This window comes from Vibrio sp. 2033, from assembly GCF_033339735.1.
Genome location: NZ_JAWOVC010000032.1, coordinates 1 through 23,506, shown reverse-complemented (window position 1 = coordinate 23,506; position 23,506 = coordinate 1). Strand labels below are relative to the sequence as shown.

Here is a 23,506-nt window from a genome sequence, read left to right as displayed (position 1 = left end):
TATGGACTCCTTAGATTTAGGCTTTGACACCATAAATTCTAGCTCCCTCCAGAGGGAGGGAGTCCATACATCGCGAGCCTAAGCGAGATCAGGAACCTTGCTCGTCTCTTTCTGCTCAGAATGACGATATCTAGCATTCAGTAAATTACATCAAGCGGTCTTCATCACTACGACGGCAGCAATCACCACAAAGATACCAAACCAGCCGATTGGTTTGAGTTTCTGCTTAAACAGCAAGGCTCCACCTACTGCGGTACCCAAGATACCGATCGCACCCCAAGAGGCATAAGCAATGGCTAACTCGATCTCTTTCACCGCTTGTGCCAACAGCGTGAATGCTGTCAGTACCAACACAATCGCCGCAATGCCCCAGCCTTTATATTTAAAACCTTTTGAGCGTGTCAGCGCCATATTGGCCATGATATCGACCAAGGCAGCCATCACGACAAATCCAAATGACATCGTAAAAAATTGACTCATGATTCGCACCTTGTACTAGTAGAAAATGAACGTTCTTTTGCCGGTTTATCGGCATTTTTCTTAGCGTTAGGTTGACCGTGTGATTCCCCTAAGGTCACACACACAATGCCGACAACGGCTAACATCAAACCAAACAATTCTTGATGGTTTAAGTGGGCATCAAAGGCGATGATCGACACCACGGTGATCAACGAGATACCCAACCCTTCCCAAACAGCGTATGCCACACCGATAGATATTTTCTTCGCGGCAAACGCGAGAAAGTAGTAAGAGATTGCGATCAGCACATACATTACGATGTAGCCCCACCACCCGTGCCCTTGTCCGATAAGAGACATAGTGCTGGTGCCAGCTACTTCGGCAACGATGGCGAGCAATAAAAATAGACGTGCAACTAGCATGATTAATCCTCCATCAGAAATAAAAAAAATGCATAACGGAGAATGGTGAATGTCGCGTACCTGTATCGACATTCAAAAAGTTAAAAAGATAAAAATGAGCCACTTCTCCTGACTACTTGAGATAAGGTTAGCGCTGGGTAGGAAAAAGAGACAGGTAATTGAGATATTCATTTTTGAATATCTTAAGAAGTAAGTTGTCTATGTAATCACATAATATTGATAAGGTTAAAGCATCTACTCTCTCATTCAGCCGATGCCATCAGGTGACGTCATTGCGTAAAAATCAGCGGCGTGTTGAGGGTTTGTCGCACCACTTTATGCAGGTGTCTGTGCAAAGGATGGTTGCGGTTGGTTTGAAGGAAACCGCCAGAGACAACAAACTGGCTAAACTCACGATTAACGGGTGGCATTGCGTAAGAGGCGAGTTCTGGCATCAACAATGCCGAGCTTTGACTGGCATACATAATCGCGTCGGTTTCTTGCAACATTTGGCAAGCCAAACGCAAATTATAGGACTTCAGTAACACTACTGGCTCATAACCCATGCGTCGATACTCGGACTCCACGGTACAAAGCGGTTTATATGACGCAGGCGCAGGCAAAGAGACGAGTGGTAGTTTGGACACCGTGTCCCAATCATTGCTGACTTTCGACAACGTTGGGTGGTTTTTGCGCGCCAAAATCACTCGTTTTTCAACGAATAACGGGCGCATGTAAATGTCTTTCGACAGCTCGGTCTCTTGGTCAAGAATGCAGTAATCGTGCTCGCCTTCTAACATTTCATCGTGCGAGTAAGTATTCCAGCTGGAAAAAGCAAAGTGCGCTTTGGGAAAGGCTCGATGACAGCCAGTGAGCAGTCGCTGCCCTTGTTCATCCATCAAATAAGGGTCAGTTACAATCGCAATCTGCCCTTGGTATTGCAGTGGGTCGAACACTTCAAATTCTTGCACCACTTTTTCCAGTGGTGCAACCATATTGTCGAACTCGGCGGCGAGACGAATCGCCATGGGTGATGGCTCTACCCCATGTGCTTTACGCACAAAAAGCGGGTCATCAAACACTTGCTTCAACTTCATCACGCCGCGGCTGGCGCTCGGTTGAGAAATGCCAAGCTGCATTGCGGCCAGCTTGATGCTGCGGTTTTCCACCACGGCTTTTAATAAACGCATTAAGTTGAGATCCAATGCATCCAGCTGATGTGCCATACCCTAACCTACCAATACCATTGATGAGCGAATACAAAGAGCAGTTAACAATTAGTTAAACACTCTCTCCCGACGTGATCTGATACCCCATATCGAAGACTTTTTCTTCTTGCGTTTCGCCTTTCAGGCGCGCAATTAATAGCTCTGCGCTCTTTACACCAATTTGGAAACGCGGTGTATCAACGCTGGTCAGTTTCGGGCTGATGGTTTGACCGATATCCAGCGCGTTATAGCCCGCCACTGCCAATTTCTGTGGAACTTGAATGCCACGTTGCTGCGCACTCAGCATGGTGCCAATTGCGATGTCATCGTTGGTACAGAACACCCCATCGAGCGTTGGGTGCGTTTCCAGTGCGCGTTCGAGCAAATCATGCGCTAAAGAAAAACTAGAATGATCACCAGTTAATACATGTTTGGGTTCTAGCCCTGCTTCTGTCATCGCGCGATCGTAACCTTGCATCCGCAATTTGGTTCGCGTATCCAGACGCGCGCCAAAATAGACGATTGTACGCTTCCCCGTATCTAGCATCTGCTTAACCACGGTGTACGACGCATCTTCATGATCGAGTCCAACCGCCATATCAATCGGCTCCGATGGCAGTTCCATGGTTTCGACCACCGGAATGCCCGCATTTTTGATCATCTGTAATGTACGCGGCGTGTGATGGCTTTCAGTTAGAATAAGCCCATCGACTTGATAAGAGAGTAATGACGCGATCTTGCGCTCTTCTTCAAGCTCATCGTAGCTAAAATGCGCTAAAAGCGTCTCATAGCCATTGGCTTTGGTCACCATCTCTATGCCCTGAACAAAGGAAGCAAAAATTTGGTTGGACAAAGACGGCAGTAAAATACCAATGGCTTTACTGGAGGACTTTGACAACATCGCCGGTGCACGGTTTTCGATGTAACCCATCTCTTCAATCGCAGTCGCAATCTTGGCCCGAGTCTTTTCTGCCACCGATTCAGGGTTACGCATATAGCGTGAAACGGTCATCTTCGTGACGCCAACCTGGTCTGCGACATCCTGCAATGTCGTACGAGTTTTCTTATTCTGTTGAGCCATAAATATGTGATTTATCAGTAATGTTACAAGTAACATTATGACGAATAGACTCTCTGCCGACAAGCTCAGTGAAAATAATTCGCATAATGAGATGAATATCAGTGGTAGAGCGTGTTAGCAAACGCATCACAAAGAAACGCCACTCAAATAGCGATAATATTTGAGACCGCAAAAAAGCCCCGAACTCGGGGCTTTCTTCTATATTTTGACCACAATATCTGAGTCGTTATTTCACGCACACCACGTTCAATAATGAGGTCCCGGTGAGCTGATTGGGCTCACGATCGGCGAACAAACCTTTCTTATCTTTGCCCCAATACGGCAGTTGCAGTGGCCATTGATTTTTTTCCATCACCCCAGACGCCCTCAGCGCTTTAAACTCTGCAGGGTTAGCTAAGTTCATACCCAGTTGCTGACATACTTTGTGCGAGTTTTCGTAGTTGAGGCGGTTCCACGGCTTACCATGTTCCATGTAAAACTGATTATGGTGATCGAGTAAATATGGGACCACGTACGTTTTGCCCTGTACTGAAGTTCTCAACCGAACTTCAATGTCATCATTTCCAGTGACAATTGGCTTCGCTTTGGTCTTAGCAACAGGCGTAGACGAAGAGCTATCACGCGAACTTTTTGCCTTGGTATCTGGCTTCTCTGCCCGCGCTTTAAAGGCGTCGGTATCAGCTCGCACAGCAGGAACTGGCGCGGGTTTCGGGGTCACCGTCGGTGTTGGCTTAACCGAAGATGCGGCTGATTTCGACGATACAGTAGATTTAGGTGTAGGTGGTGTTACTGGTTGTTTCGTCCCTTTCCCAACCACTCGGATGAACGCCTCTTTGTAATTCGACAAGGTTTTGACTCCTCGTAAGTCATCCCTCGCATCAGACAGATCTTTGTAAGGCCCAATCAAACAGCGATAGCCTTTGGATTCAGGCTTCATCCATACGTCAGTCGTGATTTTACTATAGAGAGGCTTAGCTTTCGCGAGTGACATTGGCTTTGGTAGTAATCCGCATTGAATCCAGTAGAGGTAGTTGCCTCCTTGCGGCACTTTCTTTCCCCATACTCCGTTACCAATTGGGCATGTTTTCTCAAGCATCGGTAATTCTTTCTCGCTGGCTTGAGTGGCTTGGCAAAGGAACTCCTCCGCCTCAACTGGATTAGAAAACTGGGCGCATACCAGCAACAAACCCAAAGCCAGGCTTGCTTGGAAGATACGAGATGGGTGTTGTGCCTTCTTCATTTCCATACACTTCACTCTAAATTAGTGGGTAAGGTCATTATGGCGGCAAAGCGCCAAAAAAATGTGAACAAAGAATAACTAGCAAAAAAAGAGCCGGAATTTGCATCCGGCTCTCAGTTTAGGAAGGAATTAAGTGAATTTACAACGCTTGGTGGGAAAATTCTTATCCTTTGTACAGTTTCGGGTTGAATACATCACGTAGCCAGTCGCCCAACAGGTTGATAACCAAAACCAATGTTACTAGCACGATGCCAGGGAAAGCAGTAATCCACCATGCACCAGAGAAGATGTAGTTAAAGCCGATGCTGATTAGCGCACCCAGTGACGGCTGATCGACTGGCAGACCCAAACCTAGGAATGACAGTGCCGCTTCCGACATGATCGCGTTCGCTACCTGTACCGTCGAGATAACCAAGATTGGCGATAGACAGTTCGGCAGAATGTGACGGAACATGATGCGTGGCGCTTTAAAGCCCATCACACGCGCCGCTTCGACGTATTCTTTCTTCTTCTCTGCCAATACCGAGGCACGAATAGTCCGTGCGTATTGCGGCCATTCAGCCACACCGATGATCACCACCAGCATCACCACTGCGTATTGGCTGTAAAAATCGCTGCCAAAGCTGGCTTTGAAAATGGCCGATACGATGATCGCCACCATCATGGTTGAGAACGATAGTTGAACATCCGCAAAGCGCATCAAGAAGCTATCGATACGACCACCGAAGTAACCCGCCGACAAACCAATGATGATACCCAGAATCAACTGAAGACCGACGGCTAAAAAGCCGATCGTCAAAGACAAACGAGAACCGTAAAGAATGGTCGATAAAATATCGCGACCTTGCTCGTCAGTACCCAACACAAAGCGCTCATCGCCATCTTCCATCCACGAAGGTGGCAACTCAGAATCCATGATGTCGATAGACGTCAGATCGTACGGGTCTGTTGGCGCAAGAATCGGTGCAGCCAATGCCAATACTAAGAACATCATAAAGACGGTAAAACTCGCCATCGCCACTTTGTCGCGTTTGAAGTAATACAGAAAATCTGACTCTTTGAAGCGCTGCCACGTTGATGGAGCAGGAGCTGGTGTTAAATTTGATTGGCTCATGATTAAGCTCCTTTTCCAGTTAGGTTCACAGTTGGGTTGATGATGCCGTACAGCAAGTCAACGATGGTATTGGTTACCACGAAGATCAGACCAACAAAGATAACGTAGGCAGTGATCAGCGGTGTATCTACACGGTTGATTGCCTCTAGGAAAAGGAAGCCAGTGCCCGGCCATTGGAACACGGTTTCAGTAAGAATGGTGTAGGCCACCATGGTACCAATCTGCACGCCACCTACCGTCAATACTGGTAGCATGGTGTTCTTAAGTGCATGTTGGTAATAAATCTTTTGTAAGTTCAAACCTTTTGCTTTGGCGAACTTAATGTATTCCGAACTCAGAACTTCCAGCATTTCTGAACGTACCAAACGGATGAACAACGGCAGCATGATAGACGCTAGCGCAATACAAGGTAGGATGAGGTGCTTGATACCATCAATGGTAAAGAAGCCAGATTCCCAACCGAGTACGTTAGCAGTTTCACCCCGCCCGTAGGAAGGCAGCCAACCGAGTTCTATGGAGAAGACATACATCAGCATGATTGCGGTTAAGAACACCGGAATCGAGATACCGACACTGCTCATCGCCATGACAAATTTGGTAAAAACACTCTTAGGATGAATCGCAGAGTACACCCCAAGCGGAATAGAGAAAACAATGATGATAAGCGTCGCGCCAAACACGAGCTCTAATGTAGCTACCAGCTTGTCGAGAATCACCTCAACCGCAGGTCGCTTGAAAAAATATGAGGTACCCAAATCACCTTGCAGTGCATTACCCACAAAGCGCGTGTACTTTGTGATAAAGGGATCGTTCAGGCCCAAGTCGTCGCGTAGCGCTTGACGCTCCGATTCCGAAACCGACTGACCTACAAGCTCACGCAGCGGATCACCCAGGTTGTCCTGAATGGCAAACGCCACCAAACTGATCACAAACATCACTATCAGTGCCTGAAACAGGCGCTTGACCAGAAACGAAAACATTCCTTGCCCCTTAACTATCCATAGATCTCTAAATTAGAGAGAAAATTCAGTCTAAATAACCAACTCAATCCGACTGAAACAAAACTGAGTCGAGTGCTTTAAGTTGAGGAGGGAAATCCATCCCTCCTCAAAGTCGACTAACCGTGATTATTCAACCACTAGGTCACCGAAGTAAGGCATTACCATTGGGTTAACGATGTCTGCCGCTTTCACGTTAGACTTCGCGCCCCATGCTTCACTTTGCCAGTGTAGCGGTACGAATGCTGCGTCGTTGTATAGTGTCGCTTCTACGCCCTTCAGCATTTCTGCACGTTTCGCAGGATCCGTCTCTACGTTCGCAGCTTCAACCACTTTGTCCATTTCTGGGTTTGAGTAGTAACCACAGTTGTACTGACCACGACCGGTTTCTTCGTTACGAGTCATAGTTAGGAACTCGTTGAAGTTCGCTGAGTCTTCTGTATCTGAGTGCCAACCGATCATCAGCATGTCTGCCGCACACTTGTCGAACTCAGGCCAGTACTGCGCTTTTGGCATGGTCTTCAGATCAACCTTGATACCGATCTTAGACAACATTGCCGCTGCCGCTTGTGCTACTTTCGCATCATTCACGTAACGGTTGTTTGGTGCGATCATCGTTAGCGTCAGGCCGTTTTCGTAACCCGCTTCTTTCATCAGTTCTTTCGCTTTCTTCAAATCGTAGCGAGGAACCAGTTTGTCATCGTGACCTACGTAACCAGCCGGGCTTTGCTGACCAGCGGCCGTTGCGAAGCCTTTCATGATTTTCTTCACGATACCTTCGTTATTGATTGCGTGAACAATCGCTTGGCGAACGCGAACGTCTTTCAATGCTTCGTTGCTGTTTTGGTTTAGTTGGAACGTGATGATACGAGTACCAGGTAGCGTAACTAGGTCGATGCCGTCAGCATCTTCAACGCGTTTGTGGTCGTTTGGCGCTACAGGGTGAATCATGTCAACACCGCCAGAAAGCAGCGCTGCTACACGAGTTGCGTCTTCTTTGATTGGCACAAGCGTTAGCTTATCAACGTTACCTTTCGACTCTTTGTCCCAGTAATCTTTAAAGCGTTCAAATTCCACTTTTACGCCCTGTTCACGAGAAGTCACAATGAATGGACCCGTGCCAGAAACGTTAGTCGATGCGAATGAATTACCGTGCTTCACTAGCTCAGACTTATCTTTGCCGTCCGCAGTTTTGCCAGTGTAGAACTTGCTGTCCATTGGGAAAATGTACGTTGCGGTTTGCAGCACTAGTGGGTAAGGACCTTTAGTTACAAGATCGAACGTGTTGTCGTCAACTTTGACGATTTTCTCGTACGGGTCGAAGATGTTTTTAAAGTCAGGAGAGCTTTGTAAACGCTGGAACGTCCACACGACGTCGTCAGCCGTTAGAGTATTGCCAGAATGGAATTTCACACCTTCACGCAGTTTGAAACGAACAGTCGTATCGTTAATACGTTCCCAGCTTTCCGCTAGGCGAGGCTCGAAATCCATTTTTTGAGTAAAGCGAACCAACGGATCAAATACCATGTGTGACATTTGCAGTGTGCCACCTGATAGCTGCTCATGTGGGTCAAGCGATACTGGGTCAGCTGCATAGCCAACTTTGATATCTGCTGCCATTGCGTTAAAGCTTAGGCCCGCAGCCATTAGCGCCACTGCTAATTTGCTTTTCATGGTTTTCATTTGCATAACTCCTTCATGCGGGGATACGGATCCCTTGTTGTTGTGTTTGCGTCTTTGTTATGACTAAAGGTTAGCCAAGCGAATTGCTTGGTTTATGCCGTTTCGATCTCTTCTCGCAAGCCAGTAAACTCCGGCATCAGAGAAATCAATTTTTTGCTGTATTCGTGTTGAGGTGCCGTGAATAACTGTTCTGTTGGTGCCACTTCTAAAAGTGTACCCATTTGCATCACACCTACTCGGTCACACATCTGACGAATAACAGGTAAATCGTGGCTGATAAACAACATAGTCAAGTTCAGCTCACTTTGCAGATCTTTCAGCAAGTTTAGAATTTGTGCCTGTACCGATACGTCCAGTGCTGAGGTCGGTTCATCACAAATCAAAAGTCGAGGACGAGTCGCCAACGCACGCGCAATAGAAATACGCTGACGCTGACCACCGGAGAATTCATGAGGGTACTTAAGCCCAGCCATTCGACCCAAACCAACATGATCCAATAGGTCATTCACGATTTGGCGAGTTTCCGACTCGTTTTTCGTCAATTTATGGAAACGGATTGGCTCAGCAATAATATCGAATACCTTCATACGAGGGTTCATTGAAGTATATGGGTTTTGGAACACCATCTGCATTTGACGACGCATCGGGCGGCGCTCTTTCTCAGAGGTTAAAGCGGTCAGGTCAATGCCCTCGAATTTCACCTGACCAGAGTTAGGTTGGTATAAACCAGCAATCACACGTGCAATGGTCGATTTACCTGAACCAGACTCGCCCACCAAACCAAAGGTTTCGCCTTCGTGCACTTCAAAGCTCACATTATTAGATGCTTGCACGTATTCTCGGCGGCTCTCGAACAAAGAGTCTTTGGTCACAAAGCGAAGATTGACGTTCTTCACGTCCAAAAGCGGGCCAGTGTACTCACGCTCATCTTGGCTTTGTCCTAACCAGTGGTTCTTGATATCGAGTGGCTCCATTTCCGCCGCTTCTTCGATATAGCTTACTAACGGGAAACGATCTAACTTTCTGTCTGAACGTGGTACCGCTGAAATTAGACTGCGAGTGTAAGAGTGATCAGGATCGCCCAATACTTTGGCTGTTGGTCCAAACTCCACCAAGTCACCACGATACATTACCGCCACGCGATCGGTGACGTTGGAGACGACACCCATATCGTGAGTAACTAACATACAGCCGACATTGTTCTTGATACACAGCTCGCGGATCAAGTTGAGGATTTGGTCTTGGATAGAAACGTCTAACGCCGTAGTTGGTTCGTCCGCGATGATGAGATCAGGCTCACCAGCCAAAGCAATAGCAATGACAACACGCTGACGCATACCACCAGAGAATTGGTGCGGGTACTGTTTTAAGCGGTTTTCTGGTTGCGGAATACCAACCTGCTGCATAAGAGAAAGCGCGCGCTGATACGCCTCTTCATCAGAGACCTTCATGTTAGCGTGGATCGTCTCTTTCAGCTGTTGCTCAACAGTAAAAAGTGGATTGAGCGAGGTCATCGGATCTTGGAAAATAAAACCTATTTTCGAGCCGCGAACCTTACGCATCGCTTCTGGTGATAGGCCAGAAATTTTTTCTCCATCCAAGAATACATCACCGCTAGCAACGCGACCTGGGGGACTAAGCAAATCGATAACAGCGTTACCAACGGTGGATTTACCCGCACCTGATTCGCCAACAACACCCACGATTTCACCACGTTCAATATGAAAAGAAAGTGACTTCACGGCAGCGTGAACGCCGTGTCGGGATGGGTATTCAATACGAAGGTTTTTCACTTCTAATAGTGACATTTCAGACCTCTACTGCCTTGTCTGTGGTATCGAATCATGCCAAAGGCACCATTCATCACCTGAATGAATCCGTTCAAATTCAGAATAATACTCTGAAATCTTAATGCGGAAATAATTTGGCAAAAATCACACAAAAAAGCAACAATTAAAGTATATTCCGCCGAAAAAACATTAAATAAACGCACAATTAGCGAATAAAAATGCATTAACAAGTATTTAACCATTTTCATATCACACTATTTTTGTGCGTCATGCACCAATAAAACTAGAAAAATGCTCTAAAAGTAAACATGAGCTAAACAAGATCATTAACCATATTATTCATGTGCATTTATTAACATTTAACAAACAATATCATATGCAAAAAGTGTTTTTTCAACATAAAAAACTATTAATAAAATAGTCGGCAAATACAAAAAGCCAAACTTAGGAAGAGAAAGGATAGGTCAAAACGTGAACAAAACAGCAAAACCACACAAATCCTGCTCCAACGCAGATTATGCGCCACTTAAGCGGTTTATTGACTAAGCAAAGGAAAGTGCCGCTATCCTCATTCGTACGTCATAAGAAAACTCGCCGGTTTTAACCCTTTACGACACAATTGAGAGTGGGATAATAGATGAACAGTGTCAAAGCCAAGCCGTAAATAAAAGGAGCCCCTGTGCTTAAAGCGATTTTTTTTGATATGGACGAGACTTTATGTGCAACGTCACAAGCCGATAAAGTTGCAGGACAAGCGTTTACAACTTGGATTCATAAGACCTACCCACAAGTTACCGAGCCAAAAGCGTTTTTGCAGCGCTACTTACAGGGTGTATACAAAAAGCTGAATGCTGAGTTCCCTCACCTTGTGGCTCTGCTACCCGATGAAAATGCCTTCCGTTGTGGCCTGATCCAAAACATCTTGGCGGAGCAAGGCGTCAGCATCACTGCAAAAGAGGCTCAACAAGCTCAAGACTACTTTGACTCTGCACGTATGGGCGCGTTCACCTTCTTCCCTGGTGTAAAAGAAATGCTCAGCGACCTTCGTCAACATTACAAACTCGTCGTGATCACTAACGGTCCGATTTTTTCTCAACACCCTAAATTAAACGCGACACAAATGAGCAACTGGGTGGACCATATTATTGTGGGAGGAGAAGAGCCAGAAGAGAAACCTGCTACAAGTATTTTCCAAAAAGCGCTCGACTTGGTCGAAGTAAAACCAGAAGAGGCTCTACACGTGGGCGACTCTTTACCTGCTGACATTGCTGGCGCTAACAATATGGGTATTTTGAGTGTGTGGGTGAATGCGACAGGCGCAAGTAACTCAACGGATATAACGCCAAGTTTTGAAATCCAAGAAACGGTAGAACTGAAAGAAATCCTTAAAACACTCGCCCAATAAAAGCAGCGGATTAGAAAACTACAAAACCCCAGACACTGCTCTGGGGTTTATTTTGTCAGCTCGAAAAGCATTTGGATCATAGGTGGTCAAAAGCCCCTAGAGCTGTACACTTTTGGGGAAAATTGAAATGGAATGCCGATTCTTTTCAGGAGAGATGCAAAAAAGCCCCAGTCTTTCGACTGGGGCTCTAAATAGCGGTCGGTGAAGAGCCGAATTCTAACTTCAGGCGAACCCCACTTGGGTTCAAATCCATTGATACATTACCGATTAATACAGTCCAAGCGAGATCATAAACTCTAAAACGACGAAAGCCTGCTAAAAAGCAGGCTTTCTAATAGTGGTCGGTGAAGAGGGATTCGAACCCCCGACCCTCTGGTCCCAAACCAGATGCGCTACCAAGCTGCGCTATTCACCGAACTGTATTTGCTGATTTTCTCAAATCAGACAGGACACTTCAACTAAGAAGTCACCTTAATTAATGGGGTGGCTAACGAGATTCGAACTCGCGACCACCGGAATCACAATCCAGGGCTCTACCAACTGAGCTATAGCCACCATCAATTTTTGCTGTTTACCGCTCTATTAGAGCCATAAACTAAATAGTGGTCGGTGAAGAGGGATTCGAACCCCCGACCCTCTGGTCCCAAACCAGATGCGCTACCAAGCTGCGCTATTCACCGACGATGTTTTATCTTGATTGAATCAAGATTGGGAGCAATGCTACCGCATTCAATCTAAAAAAGAAAGAATGGGGTGGCTAACGAGACTTGAACTCGCGACAACCGGAATCACAATCCGGGGCTCTACCAACTGAGCTATAGCCACCACTGATTTTTACCGATGTATCCTCCGAGGCAATGGTACGCCCGAAAGGATTCGAACCTTCGACCTTTGGCTCCGGAGGCCAACGCTCTATCCAACTGAGCTACGGGCGCATGCCCTATCGGCGGAGTGGAATAATACGGATATCACACTATGCCGTCTAGTACTTTTTTTACTTTTTTTATCGTTTGGTCTCTTTTTCGACAGTTATCTTCCGTTAAAGTGGATTTTTGATGTGATTCACGCCCTGTCATGGATAACTTGTTGTTTATTGCAACAAGTTATCGGGATATAATCACCCATTATTTACATTGATTTAACAGCTGCAACCAAGTTGTCTAATCATTCTATGCCATTCAGTGGAATTTAATGATTTCTCTGCTCGGCATTAATACTCTAACTATATAAATAGGTAAGTCACTTACCTCGGGAATGTGAAGTGGGTTTAATGGATATGTCTCGACAAATGATTAGCGTTTTGTTCGCTGCCTTAACGTTTTCTACGGCAGCTTTAGCTTCTGACATCAGCCAAACTGAATACGATGCGATCGCAGAACGCATCCAACCTGTCGGTGATGTTTATCTAGCGGGTTCTGAGCCAGTGAAAGAAGAACCAACCGGTCCACGTGATGGCGCCACAGTTTATGGTACTTTTTGTATTGCTTGTCACGCATCTGGTGTAAACGGCGCACCTAAAACAGGTAATGCCGATGATTGGGCACCGCGTATTGCACAAGGCAAAGATACGTTAGTGAAGCACGCATTAGAAGGCTTCAATGCGATGCCAGCCAAAGGAACCTGTATGGACTGTTCTGACGATGAAATCATCGCAGCAATTGACCACATGATTGAAGGTCTATAAGTAAAGACATCAACGAAAAAGGCTTGCCAGTTGGCAAGCCTTTTTGTTTTTAGTCAGTGAGAACAAGGTTACTTTACTTCTTAAACATTGCTCGAATATTGGCAATGTGTGCTTGACCTTTCGCCATACGCTCTTCTGCTGATACTGGCTTTTTGTTTACTTCCCATTCAACGTCATCAAATGGCAACTCATCCAAAAAGCGGCTTTGAGTCGGTTTGATCAACTCGCCGAACTGCCGACGCTCTTTGCACATAGTGAAAGTCAGTTCACGTTGCGCTCGAGTAATACCAACGTACATCAGGCGACGCTCTTCTTCCACGTTATCTTCATCAATACTGGTTTGGTGCGGTAAAATACCTTCTTCGGACCCAATTAAGTATACATATGGGAACTCAAGGCCTTTTGATGCGTGCAAGGTCATCAGTTGTACTGCATCACTGTCTTCATCTTCTTCACCGCGCTCCATCATGTCACGCAAGGTCAAACGTTGAACGACTTCTTTTAACGTTTTCTCTTCTTGATCGTAGTTGTCACCCTCTAGGTCCGCCACTATCCATGAATAAAGGTCAGAAACGTTCTTCATTCGCATTTCAGCGGCTTTCGGACTTGCTGAAGTTTCGTATAGCCAATCTTCATAATGGATATCACGAACTAGCGAACGAACCGCTTCGACGGTATCACCACGCTCAGCTTGATCAGCAATCGCCACTAGCCATTGGGTGAAACGACGCAAGTTTTCTAGACCACGTCCCGTTAGGTGCTGTTCGAGCCCCATTTCAAAGCTCGATTCAAACAGGCTCTTCCCTCGCATATTGGCATAACTGCCTAACTTCTCTAACGTTACTGGGCCAATTTCACGTCGTGGAGTATTCACAATGCGCAAAAATGCATTGTCGTCATCCGGATTAACCAAAACGCGCAAATACGCCATGATGTCTTTAATCTCTGCGCGCGCAAAAAACGAGGTGCCGCCAGAAATTTTATACGGTACACGGTTTTGCATCAGAGACTTTTCAATCAAACGTGATTGGTGGTTACCACGATATAGAATCGCATAATCTTTATATTCGGTACGGTTTAGGAACTTATGCGCAATTAGTTCACCCGTTACGCGCTCTGCTTCGTGCTCTTCATTTTTAGCCAACAACACTTTGAGTTTTTCACCGTCAGGAATTTCAGAGAACAGGGACTTCTCATAGACGTGAGGGTTGTTAGCTATCAAAATGTTGGCCGCACGCAGGATTCGACTCGTTGAACGGTAGTTTTGCTCTAGCTTAATCAAACGCAAATTCGGATAATCTTCACCTAGCAACACGAGGTTCTGAGGTTTCGCACCACGCCATGAATAAATAGACTGATCGTCATCCCCTACAACCGTCAATCGTCCACGTTCTCCGACAATTAATTTGACCAGCTCATACTGACTCGTGTTGGTATCTTGATACTCGTCAACCAGTAGGTAACGGATACGATTCTGCCAACGCTGACGAACGTCTTCATGATTACGTAAGAGTAAAACGGGCATCAAAATTAGGTCATCAAAATCGAGCGCGTTATAGGCTTTCATTTGCTTTTGGTACATATCAAAACAGAACGCAAACAATTGTTGCTGTTCACCTTGCGCACGCGCTTTGGCTTGCTCTGGCGTCAACATGTCGTTTTTCCAGTTGGAAATACAACTCAGAAGCTGACGTAGCAGATCTTTATCACCATCAAGCTGCTTTTCAGTAAGCTCTTTGAGCAGAGCTAGCTGGTCTTGGTCATCAAACAGTGAGAAGCCCGCTTTCAACCCTAAATGCTTGTACTCACGCTTGATGATGTTCAATCCTAAAGTGTGGAATGTTGATACCATCAAACCTTTAGACTCACCTTTCCCTAACGTTTGACCTACACGCTCCTTCATTTCACGTGCTGCTTTGTTGGTAAACGTCACCGCCGCAATGTTACGCGCTTTGTAACCACATTGCTGAACCAGATAAGCGATTTTATTGGTAATAACACGAGTTTTGCCCGAGCCAGCACCTGCTAGCACTAGGCATGGACCAGACACGTATTTCACGGCTTCATCTTGACTAGGGTTCAGCTTCATAGAAATTCTCTGCGGGTGATGAATGTGGCGCCTATGATAAAGGGGTGGCCTCGTGAAAGCTATGCTGATTTCTTGTAATTTTCACACCAATTAAGTGCAATATTCTGTTGCATAAATGGCGGGTATTTAAGCTATAATGAATGAACGTTCATTCACTAAAGGGTGACATTATGAAGGATAACCCTGCTGTAGATAAACGAGAACAAATCTTAGTCGCTGCTGAACAACTCATTGCTGAATCTGGCTTTCAAGGGCTTTCCATGCAAAAGCTCGCCAATGAGGCAGGTGTCGCAGCAGGGACGATTTACCGTTATTTCTCAGATAAAGAACATCTTTTAGAGGAACTACGCCTTAACGTTGCTAAGCGTGTTGCTACTGCGGTGCAACTAGGTGTTAGTGAAGAGATGCCTTTAAAACAGCGTTATCGAACCATGTGGCTCAATATTTGGAATTTAGCGAGCTCGAACTTAAGTGCGATCAGCAACCGAGTCCAATATGAGTCTTTACCCTGTTCAAATAGTAGCAAAGCTCGGGAACTTGAGAGACAAATGTTTGCCCAAGTAGATCTTCTTTTCAATCAGGGCAAAGACGAGGGAGTATTCAAGCTTCTCGATAACGAAGTACTTTCTGGATTGAGTTTTGAGGCAAGTGTTGCACTTGCTCGGAAACACGCTTTGGGATTTTATCAACTGGATAAGACGGCATTAGAGGCCGCTATTGAAGCCAGTTGGGATGCAATTATTAAACACTAACTTGGAGTTCTTAATAGAATGAAAAAGTGGACTTTCTTTATGTTACTTATCGCCGTTCTCTTGTTCGGCAGCGTGATAGGTTTCAATTTATTTAAGCAACAAAAGATCGCTGAATACATGGCAAACCGTCCTGAACCTGAGTTCCCAGTAACCGTGACAGAAGTGCAAGCGGTGGATTGGGTACCAGTCATCGAGGCAATTGGTTTTATCGAGCCAAACCAAGGCGTGACGGTAGCAAATGAGACCAGCGGTGTTATCGATAAAATCGCGTTTGATTCCGGTACTCAAGTTAAATCGGGTCAGCCATTAGTGTTGCTTGATTCTGAAGTCGAAAAAGCAAATTTGAAGAGCTCGCAAGCTAAGTTGCCAGCGGCAGAAGCGAAATACAAACGCTACCAAGGCCTATTCAAAAAAGGCTCTATTTCTAAAGAAGCGTATGACGAAGCAGAAGCAAACTACTTCTCCTTAAAAGCGGATATTGAAAGCCTGAAAGCAACCATCGACCGACGCGAAATCAAAGCGCCATTTGATGGTGTGGTAGGTATTCGTAACGTGTACCTCGGTCAGTACCTACAGGCGGGCACCGATATCGTTCGCCTTGAAGATACCAGCGTGATGCGCTTGCGCTTCACCGTGCCACAAACCGATATTTCACGTATCAATATCGATCAAGAAGTGGATATCTTTGTTGACGCTTATCCAGACCAACCTTTCAAAGGGTCTATTTCTGCGATTGAACCAGCTGTAAACGTACAAAGTGGTTTGATTCAAGTTCAAGCGGATATCCCTAACAGTGACGGCAAACTACGTAGTGGTATGTTCGCGCGTGCAAACATCATTCTGCCTAAATTAGAAAATCAGGTCACTCTACCTCAAACCGCGATCACATTTACGCTGTATGGCGACAATGTTTACATCGTAACAGAAGAAGATGGCGAAAAACGCGTTAAGCAGCATGTGGTAAAAGTTGGCGAACGCTCTAAAGATATCGCACACATTCTAGAAGGCGTGAAGCCAGGTGATGTAGTGGTGACGTCGGGTCAAGTCCGTTTGAGTAACCATGCGAAAGTAAGCATTGTCGAAAGCGATGCAACTACCCCACCTGCTGAAACACCAATGCTTTAAGTTGGAGGCATCATGCGCTTTACAGATGTTTTTATAAAACGTCCAGTTTTAGCGGTATCGATCAGCTTTTTGATTGCATTGCTTGGCTTGCAAGCGGTGTTCAAAATGCAGGTTCGTGAATACCCTGAAATGACGAATACGGTGGTCACCGTGACCACCAGTTACTACGGTGCAAGTGCCAACTTGATCCAAGGCTTTATTACTCAGCCATTGGAGCAAGCGGTAGCGCAAGCCGATAATATTGATTACATGACTTCGCAATCGGTACTGGGTAAATCGACCATTACTGTAAACATGAAGTTGAATACTGATCCAAATGCGGCGTTGTCTGACATTCTGGCGAAAACCAACTCGGTACGTTCACAGCTACCAAAAGAAGCCGAAGACCCAACCGTAACCATGTCGACAGGTTCGACAACGGCGGTACTGTACATCGGCTTTACGAGTGACGAGTTATCTTCAAGCCAGATCACTGACTACCTTGAGCGTGTAATCAACCCGCAGTTGTTCACCGTAAACGGTGTGTCCAAAGTTGACCTGTATGGTGGTATGAAGTACGCACTGCGCGTATGGCTAGATCCTGCCAAAATGGGCGCTTTGAAGTTGACCGCAACCGATGTGATGAGCGTTCTTAACGCCAACAACTACCAATCTGCAACCGGTCAAGCGACGGGTGAGTTCGTGCTTTATAACGGTAGCGCAGATACTCAGGTATCAAACGTTGCTGAACTTGAAGCATTGGTCGTGAAAACTGGTGAAGGGGATGTCATCCGCCTAGGTGATATCGCTAAAGTAACGCTAGAGAAGAGTCACGACGTTTATCGCGCAAGTGCAAACGGTCAAGAAGCTGTGGTTGCAGCGATCAACGCAGCGCCAAGTGCTAACCCAATCAACATTGCAGCAGACGTACTTGAACTGTTGCCTCAGCTTGAGCGCAACCTACCAAGTAACATCAAAATGAACGTAATGTACGACTCAACTATCGCCATCAACGAATCGATTCACGAAGTAGTGAAAACGATTCTTGAAGCAGCAGTAATCGTACTTGTGGTTATCACACTGTTCCTAGGTTCATTCCGCGCGGTAATCATTCCTATCGTGACCATTCCACTTTCATTGATTGGTGTGGCAATGGTGATGCAGGCAATGGGTTTCTCTTGGAACTTGATGACGCTACTGGCGATGGTGCTTGCCATCGGTCTGGTGGTGGATGACGCGATCGTTGTACTAGAAAACGTTGACCGTCACATCAAAGAAGGGGAATCACCATTCCGAGCTGCAATCATTGGTACACGTGAAATTGCGGTTCCAGTTATCGCGATGACATTGACGCTAGGTGCAGTGTACGCACCGATCGCATTGATGGGTGGTATCACCGGTTCATTGTTCAAAGAGTTCGCTTTGACACTGGCAGGTTCAGTATTCGTATCCGGCATCATCGCTTTGACACTATCACCAATGATGTGTTCGAAGATGCTGAAGGCGAACGAGAAGCCAAGCAAGTTTGAGCAAAAAGTTCACCATATCCTTGATGGCATGACCACTCGTTACGAAGGCATGTTGAAAGCGGTAATGGCTCATCGTCCGGTTGTTATTGCGTTTGCAATCATTGTATTTGCAAGCTTACCGGTCTTGTTCAAGTTTATTCCTAGCGAACTAGCACCATCTGAAGATAAAGGTGTGGTCATGCTGATGGGTACCGCCCCATCAAACGCGAACTTGGACTATATCCAAAATACCATGGATGACGTAAACCAAATACTCTCAGATCAACCGGAGGTGGAATACGCACAGGTCTTTAATGGTGTACCAAACTCAAACCAAGCGTTTGGCCTAGCAACATTGAAGCCTTGGAGTGAACGAGAGGCAAGCCAATCTGAAATCACGAAACGTGTGGGTGGCCTAGTATCAAGTGTGCCTGGTATGTCTGTCACTGCATTCCAAATGCCAGAGCTTCCAGGTGCAGGCTCAGGTCTACCTGTTCAGTTTGTAATTACAACACCAAATAGCTTCGAGAGCTTGTTTACTATCGCTAGCGATATTCTAACCGATGTTGCAAGTAGCCCAATGTTTGTCTATTCCGACCTGGATTTGAACTACGATTCAGCAACGATGAAGATCAAGATCGATAAAGACAAAGCGGGTGCCTACGGTGTGACTATGCAAGACATTGGCATCACTCTCAGCACCATGATGGCAGATGGTTATGTAAACCGAATCGACCTGAATGGCCGCTCGTATGAGGTGATTCCTCAAGTTGAGCGTAAATGGCGTCTAAACCCAGAATCGATGAAGAACTACTATGTACGCTCTGTGGATGGTAAAGCGGTTCCATTAGGCAGTCTGATTACTATCGATGTGGTGGCTGAGCCTCGCTCTTTGCCACACTTCAACCAGCTAAACTCAGCGACTGTGGGTGCAGTACCATCGCCTAGTGTTGCTATGGGTGACGCAATCGACTGGTTTGAGAATATTGCACAAACCAAGCTGCCTGCAGGCTATAACCACGATTACATGGGCGAATCTCGTCAGTTTGTAACGGAAGGTAGTGCCTTGTATGCAACCTTCGGTCTTGCACTTGCGATCATCTTCCTAGTTCTGGCGATTCAATTTGAATCACTCCGCGACCCTATTGTCATCATGGTATCTGTACCTCTGGCAATCTGTGGTGCCTTGATCGCATTGGCCTGGGGTACAGCCTCGATGAACATCTACTCGCAGGTTGGTTTGATCACGCTGGTCGGCCTAATAACCAAGCACGGTATCTTGATCTGTGAAGTCGCCAAAGAAGAGCAGTTACATAATAAACTGTCTCGTATTGATGCGGTGATGGAAGCTGCGAAAGTGCGTCTTCGCCCTATCCTAATGACCACTGCAGCGATGATCGCAGGTCTGATCCCGCTGATGTACGCAACAGGTGCAGGTGCCGCGCAACGTTTCAGTATCGGTATCGTCATCGTTGCAGGCCTTGCAATCGGTACACTGTTCACACTATTCGTACTACCTGTGATTTACAGCTACCTAGCTGAAAAACACAAACCTCTGCCAGTATTTGTTGAAGACAAAGACTTGGAGAAGTTAGCGCGAGTTGACGAAGCGAAAGCAGCTCATCGTGAATTAGCGGATAACAGATAAGCTATTAAGGCATTCAAAAAGGTCACTTCGGTGGCCTTTTTTATTGCCGCTCTCTTTTTTGCCATCTAAGTGGCGACTTTCACGTATCATTTACTTAAAATGAGGACAAATCAAAAGGAGTTTTAGCCACTATGTTTGACCCAAAGAAATTAGAGCAAATTGCTAAACAGATTCACGACTCAATGCCTCAACCTGTAAAAGAATTGGGCTCTGATGTCGATCAGAAAGTTCGTCAAGTAATCCAAGGCCAGCTAAACAAGCTAGATGTTGTAAGTCGCGAAGAGTTTGATGTTCAAACTCAAGTTTTACTACGTACACGTCAAAAGCTAACAGAAATGGAACAGAAGTTGGCGCAACTTGAAGAAAAGCTTGCTGAAAAATAAGTATCAAAGCGCTCCTCACAAAGGAGCGTTTTTCTTATCGGCGCGCAGATAAATCGGCTAAAAACAAAAAGGCTTGGTCAACGGCGACCAAGCCTTTTGATTAGATGTTGTGTTTTATTTTGTATTTATCACTCCAGTCTGCCTGGAGTTTATCTACTGCGTTACTTGAGACTAAGTAAATTACGCTGTATGAAGGTTTCATTTCTAGGAGAAGGCGCGGACTTTACGATAGTAAACGAGCACCTTCGACACCTAAATGGAGCCTTAAGGCCAGTCATTTAGCCGCCCACCGCGATACGCTTCATATCAGTCATGTAACCACGTAGCTCTTCACCGATGTACTCTACAGGGTGGTTACGGATTGTTTCATTCACAGCGATAAGAGTCGCGTTATCCACTTGGTTAGACGTTTCACCTAAACCTTTACCAATTACGTCAGTATTTACGGCTGGCATAAACTTCTCACGTAGAAGCGGCGTTGCTACGTTAGCGAACAGGTAGTTACCGTATTCCGCAGTGTCTGAGATAACCACGTTCATCTCGTATAAACGCTTACGTGCGATAGTGTTTGCGATAAGTGGCAGCTCGTGTAGAGACTCGTAGTAAGCAGACTCATCGATGATGCCAGATGCCGTCATCGCTTCGAATGCTAGCTCAACGCCCGCACGAACCATAGCAACCATCAAGATACCGTTATCGAAGTACTCTTGTTCAGAGATTTCTACGTCAGTTTCTGGGTAGTTTTCGAAAGCAGTTTCACCCGTTTCTGCACGCCAGCCTAGTAAATTTGCATCGTCGTTTGCCCAGTCAGCCATCATAGTGCTAGAGAAGTGACCGGTGATGATGTCATCCATGTGCTTGTTGTATAGCGGACGCATCAGTTCTTTTAGCTCTTCAGAAAGCTCAAATGCTTTCACTTTTGCAGGGTTAGTTAGGCGATCCATCATGTGAGTGATACCACCAAACTTCAGTGCTTCAGTGATGGTTTCCCAACCGTATTGAAGAAGCTTACCAGCGTAGCCAGGATCAATACCATCAGCAATCATCTTCTCGTAACACACGATAGAGCCAGCCTGTAGCATGCCACAAAGGATAGTTTGCTCACCCATTAGGTCAGATTTCACCTCAGCAACGAAAGAAGACTCTAGACAGCCAGCACGGTGACCACCGGTTGCTGCTGCCCAAGCTTTCGCGATATCCCAACCTTCACCTTTTGGGTCGTTCTCTGGGTGAACAGCGATAAGAGTCGGTACACCGAAACCGCGCTTGTATTCTTCACGAACTTCCGTACCTGGACATTTAGGTGCAACCATTACTACCGTTAGGTCTTTACGGATTTGCATGCCTTCTTCAACAACGTTGAAACCGTGAGAGTAACCTAGTGCTGCGCCTTCTTTCATCAACGGCATTACCGTCTCAACAACGTTTGTGTGCTGCTTATCTGGAGTAAGGTTTACTACTAGATCAGCTTGTGGAATTAGCGTTTCGTAGCTACCTACCTCAAAACCGTTGTCTTTTGCGTTTTTGAATGACTGGCGTTGCTCATCAATCGCGGCTTGGCGAAGCGCATAAGCAACGTCTAGACCAGAGTCGCGCATGTTCAGACCTTGGTTAAGACCTTGAGCACCACAACCTACAATGACTACTTTCTTACCTTTCAGATAATCCGCTTCTGAAGCGAACTCACTGCGGTCCATAAAACGACAACGACCTAATTGGTCCAACTGCTCGCGCAAGTTTAGGGTATTGAAATAATTAGCCATCTGGGTGCTCCTTTGAGATTCTTCCATTGAGGTCAGTAATTGCCTTACCGAATAACTTCATACTAAAACAGACATGAGATTGCTTAAAGTGATATATTCACAATTAGTTATTGCAATTTATGCAACATGGAAATGAAAATTTAATGAATATCAAAAGCCTGCAACTTTTCATTCATCTCTGTGAGAGTAAAAGTTTCGCCAAGACCGCAGCGGCAATGCATATTAGCCCTTCAGCCTTAAGCCGACAGATACAAAAATTAGAGGAGGAAACCAGCCAACAATTGTTTTTACGCGACAACCGTAGCGTTGATTTAACTATCCAAGGTAAAAAGCTAGTCCCAGTAGCCTTAAAGATTCTTGGCGAATGGCAGCAGTATCAGAGTCACCTGAAGGGAACCGAGGATGAATTGAAAGGAGAAATCCGTCTCTTTTGTTCTGTTACTGCAAGCTACAGCCATCTTCCGGAGCTAATCTCTGACTTTCGTATTCAGAACCCTTTCATTGAGTTCAAACTATCAACCGGCGATCCAGCTCAAGCGATCGACAAAATACTAGCAGATGAAGCCGATATTGCCATATCAGCCAAGTCAGAACAGATGCCAAATAAAATCGCATTTGAAACGATCAGTGAAATCCCACTTTCTGTCATCGTACCTGTTGGGGTTAGTGCGTTTGCTGAAGAGCTACAAAAAGAAAAACCAGACTGGTCGGTCATTCCATTCATACTCCCAGAAGCAGGAACGGCAAGGGACAGGGCCAATACTTGGCTCAAACAAATGAAAATAAAGCCAAAGATCTACGCACAAACCTCCGGACATGAAGCCATCGTAAGTATGGTTGCATTGGGGTGTGGAGTAGGTATCGCACCTGATGTTGTAATCAACAACAGTCCGGTAAGAGAAAAGATAAATCGTTTAAAAGTCTTACCAATTAAACCTTTTAAACTTGGTGTTTGCTGCAACAAAACTCAGCTGGAGAATCCGCTTGTTAAAGCCTTTTGGAAGGTTGCAGAGAGCAAGTATATCGCACCTTAGATGAACACTTTTTAGGTATAAAGTGAGCTAATTTTAAAACTCTATAGATGCAAAAAAGCCCGCTCTTTCGAGCGGGCTTCTTAAATTTAAAGCCTGGCGATGTCCTACTCTCACATGGGGAAGCCCCACACTACCATCGGCGCTATTTCGTTTCACTTCTGA

Annotated in this window: 18 protein-coding genes and 5 tRNA genes; 7 read left to right on the top strand and 16 right to left on the bottom strand. The window is 45.8% G+C overall.

The window, feature by feature from the left end; translation table 11 throughout:
• Positions 1-150: 150 nt before the first annotated feature.
• The 9 genes from R7P74_RS22905 to R7P74_RS22865 form a co-directional block, all read right to left on the bottom strand.
• Positions 151-480 (bottom strand): SMR family transporter, encoded by a 330-nt coding sequence (locus R7P74_RS22905; protein WP_318123207.1) that lies wholly within the window; start codon positions 478-480, stop codon positions 151-153.
• Positions 477-881 (bottom strand): SMR family transporter, encoded by a 405-nt coding sequence (locus R7P74_RS22900; protein WP_005384225.1) that lies wholly within the window; start codon positions 879-881, stop codon positions 477-479. Before R7P74_RS22900 ends, R7P74_RS22905 begins: the two co-directional genes overlap by 4 nt.
• Before the next feature lie 269 nt (positions 882-1,150).
• A complete protein-coding gene (locus R7P74_RS22895; protein WP_005379132.1) occupies positions 1,151-2,086 on the bottom strand; it encodes a LysR family transcriptional regulator in 936 nt (311 codons plus the stop codon).
• Positions 2,087-2,141: 55 nt separating this feature from the next.
• A complete protein-coding gene (locus R7P74_RS22890; RefSeq protein ID WP_175413419.1) occupies positions 2,142-3,149 on the bottom strand; it encodes a substrate-binding domain-containing protein in 1,008 nt (335 codons plus the stop codon).
• Between the two features lie 226 nt (positions 3,150-3,375).
• Complete coding sequence (locus tag R7P74_RS22885) at positions 3,376-4,395, bottom strand: SPOR domain-containing protein (protein ID WP_225473487.1); 1,020 nt, start codon at positions 4,393-4,395, stop codon at positions 3,376-3,378.
• Positions 4,396-4,552: 157 nt separating this feature from the next.
• Positions 4,553-5,503 carry an ABC transporter permease gene (locus tag R7P74_RS22880; protein WP_225473486.1) on the bottom strand — a complete coding sequence of 317 codons (951 nt, stop codon included), beginning with the start codon at positions 5,501-5,503 and terminating at the stop codon, positions 4,553-4,555.
• 2 nt (positions 5,504-5,505) lie between these two features.
• A complete protein-coding gene (locus R7P74_RS22875) occupies positions 5,506-6,483 on the bottom strand; it encodes an ABC transporter permease (RefSeq protein WP_005379110.1) in 978 nt (325 codons plus the stop codon).
• A 147-nt stretch (positions 6,484-6,630) separates the two neighbouring features.
• Entirely contained in the window at positions 6,631-8,184 is a 1,554-nt protein-coding gene (locus R7P74_RS22870; RefSeq protein ID WP_005379109.1) for an ABC transporter substrate-binding protein, read from the bottom strand.
• A gap of 92 nt (positions 8,185-8,276) precedes the next feature.
• Positions 8,277-9,992 (bottom strand): dipeptide ABC transporter ATP-binding protein, encoded by a 1,716-nt coding sequence (locus R7P74_RS22865; RefSeq protein ID WP_005379108.1) that lies wholly within the window; start codon positions 9,990-9,992, stop codon positions 8,277-8,279.
• A 661-nt stretch (positions 9,993-10,653) separates the two neighbouring features.
• On the opposite strand from R7P74_RS22865, the gene R7P74_RS22860 reads away from it, so the two are divergent.
• Positions 10,654-11,379, top strand: a complete 726-nt coding sequence (locus R7P74_RS22860; protein ID WP_005379107.1) for an HAD family hydrolase — start codon at positions 10,654-10,656, stop codon at positions 11,377-11,379.
• Positions 11,380-11,717: 338 nt separating this feature from the next.
• Here the strand turns inward: R7P74_RS22860 and R7P74_RS22855 are convergent.
• The 5 genes from R7P74_RS22855 to R7P74_RS22835 form a co-directional block, all read right to left on the bottom strand.
• Positions 11,718-11,794: transfer RNA gene (locus R7P74_RS22855), tRNA-Pro, on the bottom strand.
• Positions 11,795-11,858: 64 nt separating this feature from the next.
• A tRNA-His gene (locus R7P74_RS22850) sits at positions 11,859-11,934 on the bottom strand.
• Between the two features lie 48 nt (positions 11,935-11,982).
• Positions 11,983-12,059: transfer RNA gene (locus tag R7P74_RS22845), tRNA-Pro, on the bottom strand.
• A gap of 69 nt (positions 12,060-12,128) precedes the next feature.
• A tRNA-His gene (locus R7P74_RS22840) sits at positions 12,129-12,204 on the bottom strand.
• A 33-nt stretch (positions 12,205-12,237) separates the two neighbouring features.
• A tRNA-Arg gene (locus tag R7P74_RS22835) sits at positions 12,238-12,314 on the bottom strand.
• A gap of 335 nt (positions 12,315-12,649) precedes the next feature.
• On the opposite strand from R7P74_RS22835, the gene R7P74_RS22830 reads away from it, so the two are divergent.
• Entirely contained in the window at positions 12,650-13,063 is a 414-nt protein-coding gene (locus tag R7P74_RS22830; RefSeq protein WP_005384252.1) for a c-type cytochrome, read from the top strand.
• 73 nt (positions 13,064-13,136) lie between these two features.
• Here the strand turns inward: R7P74_RS22830 and rep are convergent, their stop codons facing one another.
• Positions 13,137-15,152, bottom strand: coding sequence for a DNA helicase Rep (rep, locus tag R7P74_RS22825; RefSeq protein WP_005379104.1), 2,016 nt, complete (start codon positions 15,150-15,152; stop codon positions 13,137-13,139).
• 170 nt (positions 15,153-15,322) lie between these two features.
• Here rep and R7P74_RS22820 point away from each other — a divergent pair, with 170 nt between their 5' ends.
• The 4 genes from R7P74_RS22820 to ubiK all read left to right on the top strand — a co-directional run bounded on the left by R7P74_RS22820 (position 15,323) and on the right by ubiK (position 20,547).
• Positions 15,323-15,904, top strand: a complete 582-nt coding sequence (locus R7P74_RS22820) for a TetR/AcrR family transcriptional regulator (protein ID WP_005384254.1) — start codon at positions 15,323-15,325, stop codon at positions 15,902-15,904.
• Between the two features lie 18 nt (positions 15,905-15,922).
• A complete protein-coding gene (vmeC, locus tag R7P74_RS22815; RefSeq protein ID WP_005379101.1) occupies positions 15,923-17,029 on the top strand; it encodes a multidrug efflux RND transporter periplasmic adaptor subunit VmeC in 1,107 nt (368 codons plus the stop codon).
• 12 nt (positions 17,030-17,041) lie between these two features.
• Positions 17,042-20,164 (top strand): multidrug efflux RND transporter permease subunit VmeD, encoded by a 3,123-nt coding sequence (vmeD, locus tag R7P74_RS22810; protein ID WP_005379100.1) that lies wholly within the window; start codon positions 17,042-17,044, stop codon positions 20,162-20,164.
• A 131-nt stretch (positions 20,165-20,295) separates the two neighbouring features.
• The gene (gene ubiK, locus R7P74_RS22805; protein WP_005379099.1) at positions 20,296-20,547 is read left to right on the top strand and encodes a ubiquinone biosynthesis accessory factor UbiK; all 252 of its coding nucleotides are present in this window, start codon (positions 20,296-20,298) and stop codon (positions 20,545-20,547) included.
• 278 nt (positions 20,548-20,825) lie between these two features.
• Here the strand turns inward: ubiK and ilvC are convergent, their stop codons facing one another.
• Positions 20,826-22,310, bottom strand: a complete 1,485-nt coding sequence (gene ilvC, locus R7P74_RS22800) for a ketol-acid reductoisomerase (protein ID WP_005379098.1) — start codon at positions 22,308-22,310, stop codon at positions 20,826-20,828.
• A gap of 143 nt (positions 22,311-22,453) precedes the next feature.
• Here ilvC and ilvY point away from each other — a divergent pair, with 143 nt between their 5' ends.
• Positions 22,454-23,344, top strand: coding sequence for an HTH-type transcriptional activator IlvY (ilvY, locus tag R7P74_RS22795; protein ID WP_005379097.1), 891 nt, complete (start codon positions 22,454-22,456; stop codon positions 23,342-23,344).
• The last annotated feature ends 162 nt before the right edge of the window (positions 23,345-23,506 follow it).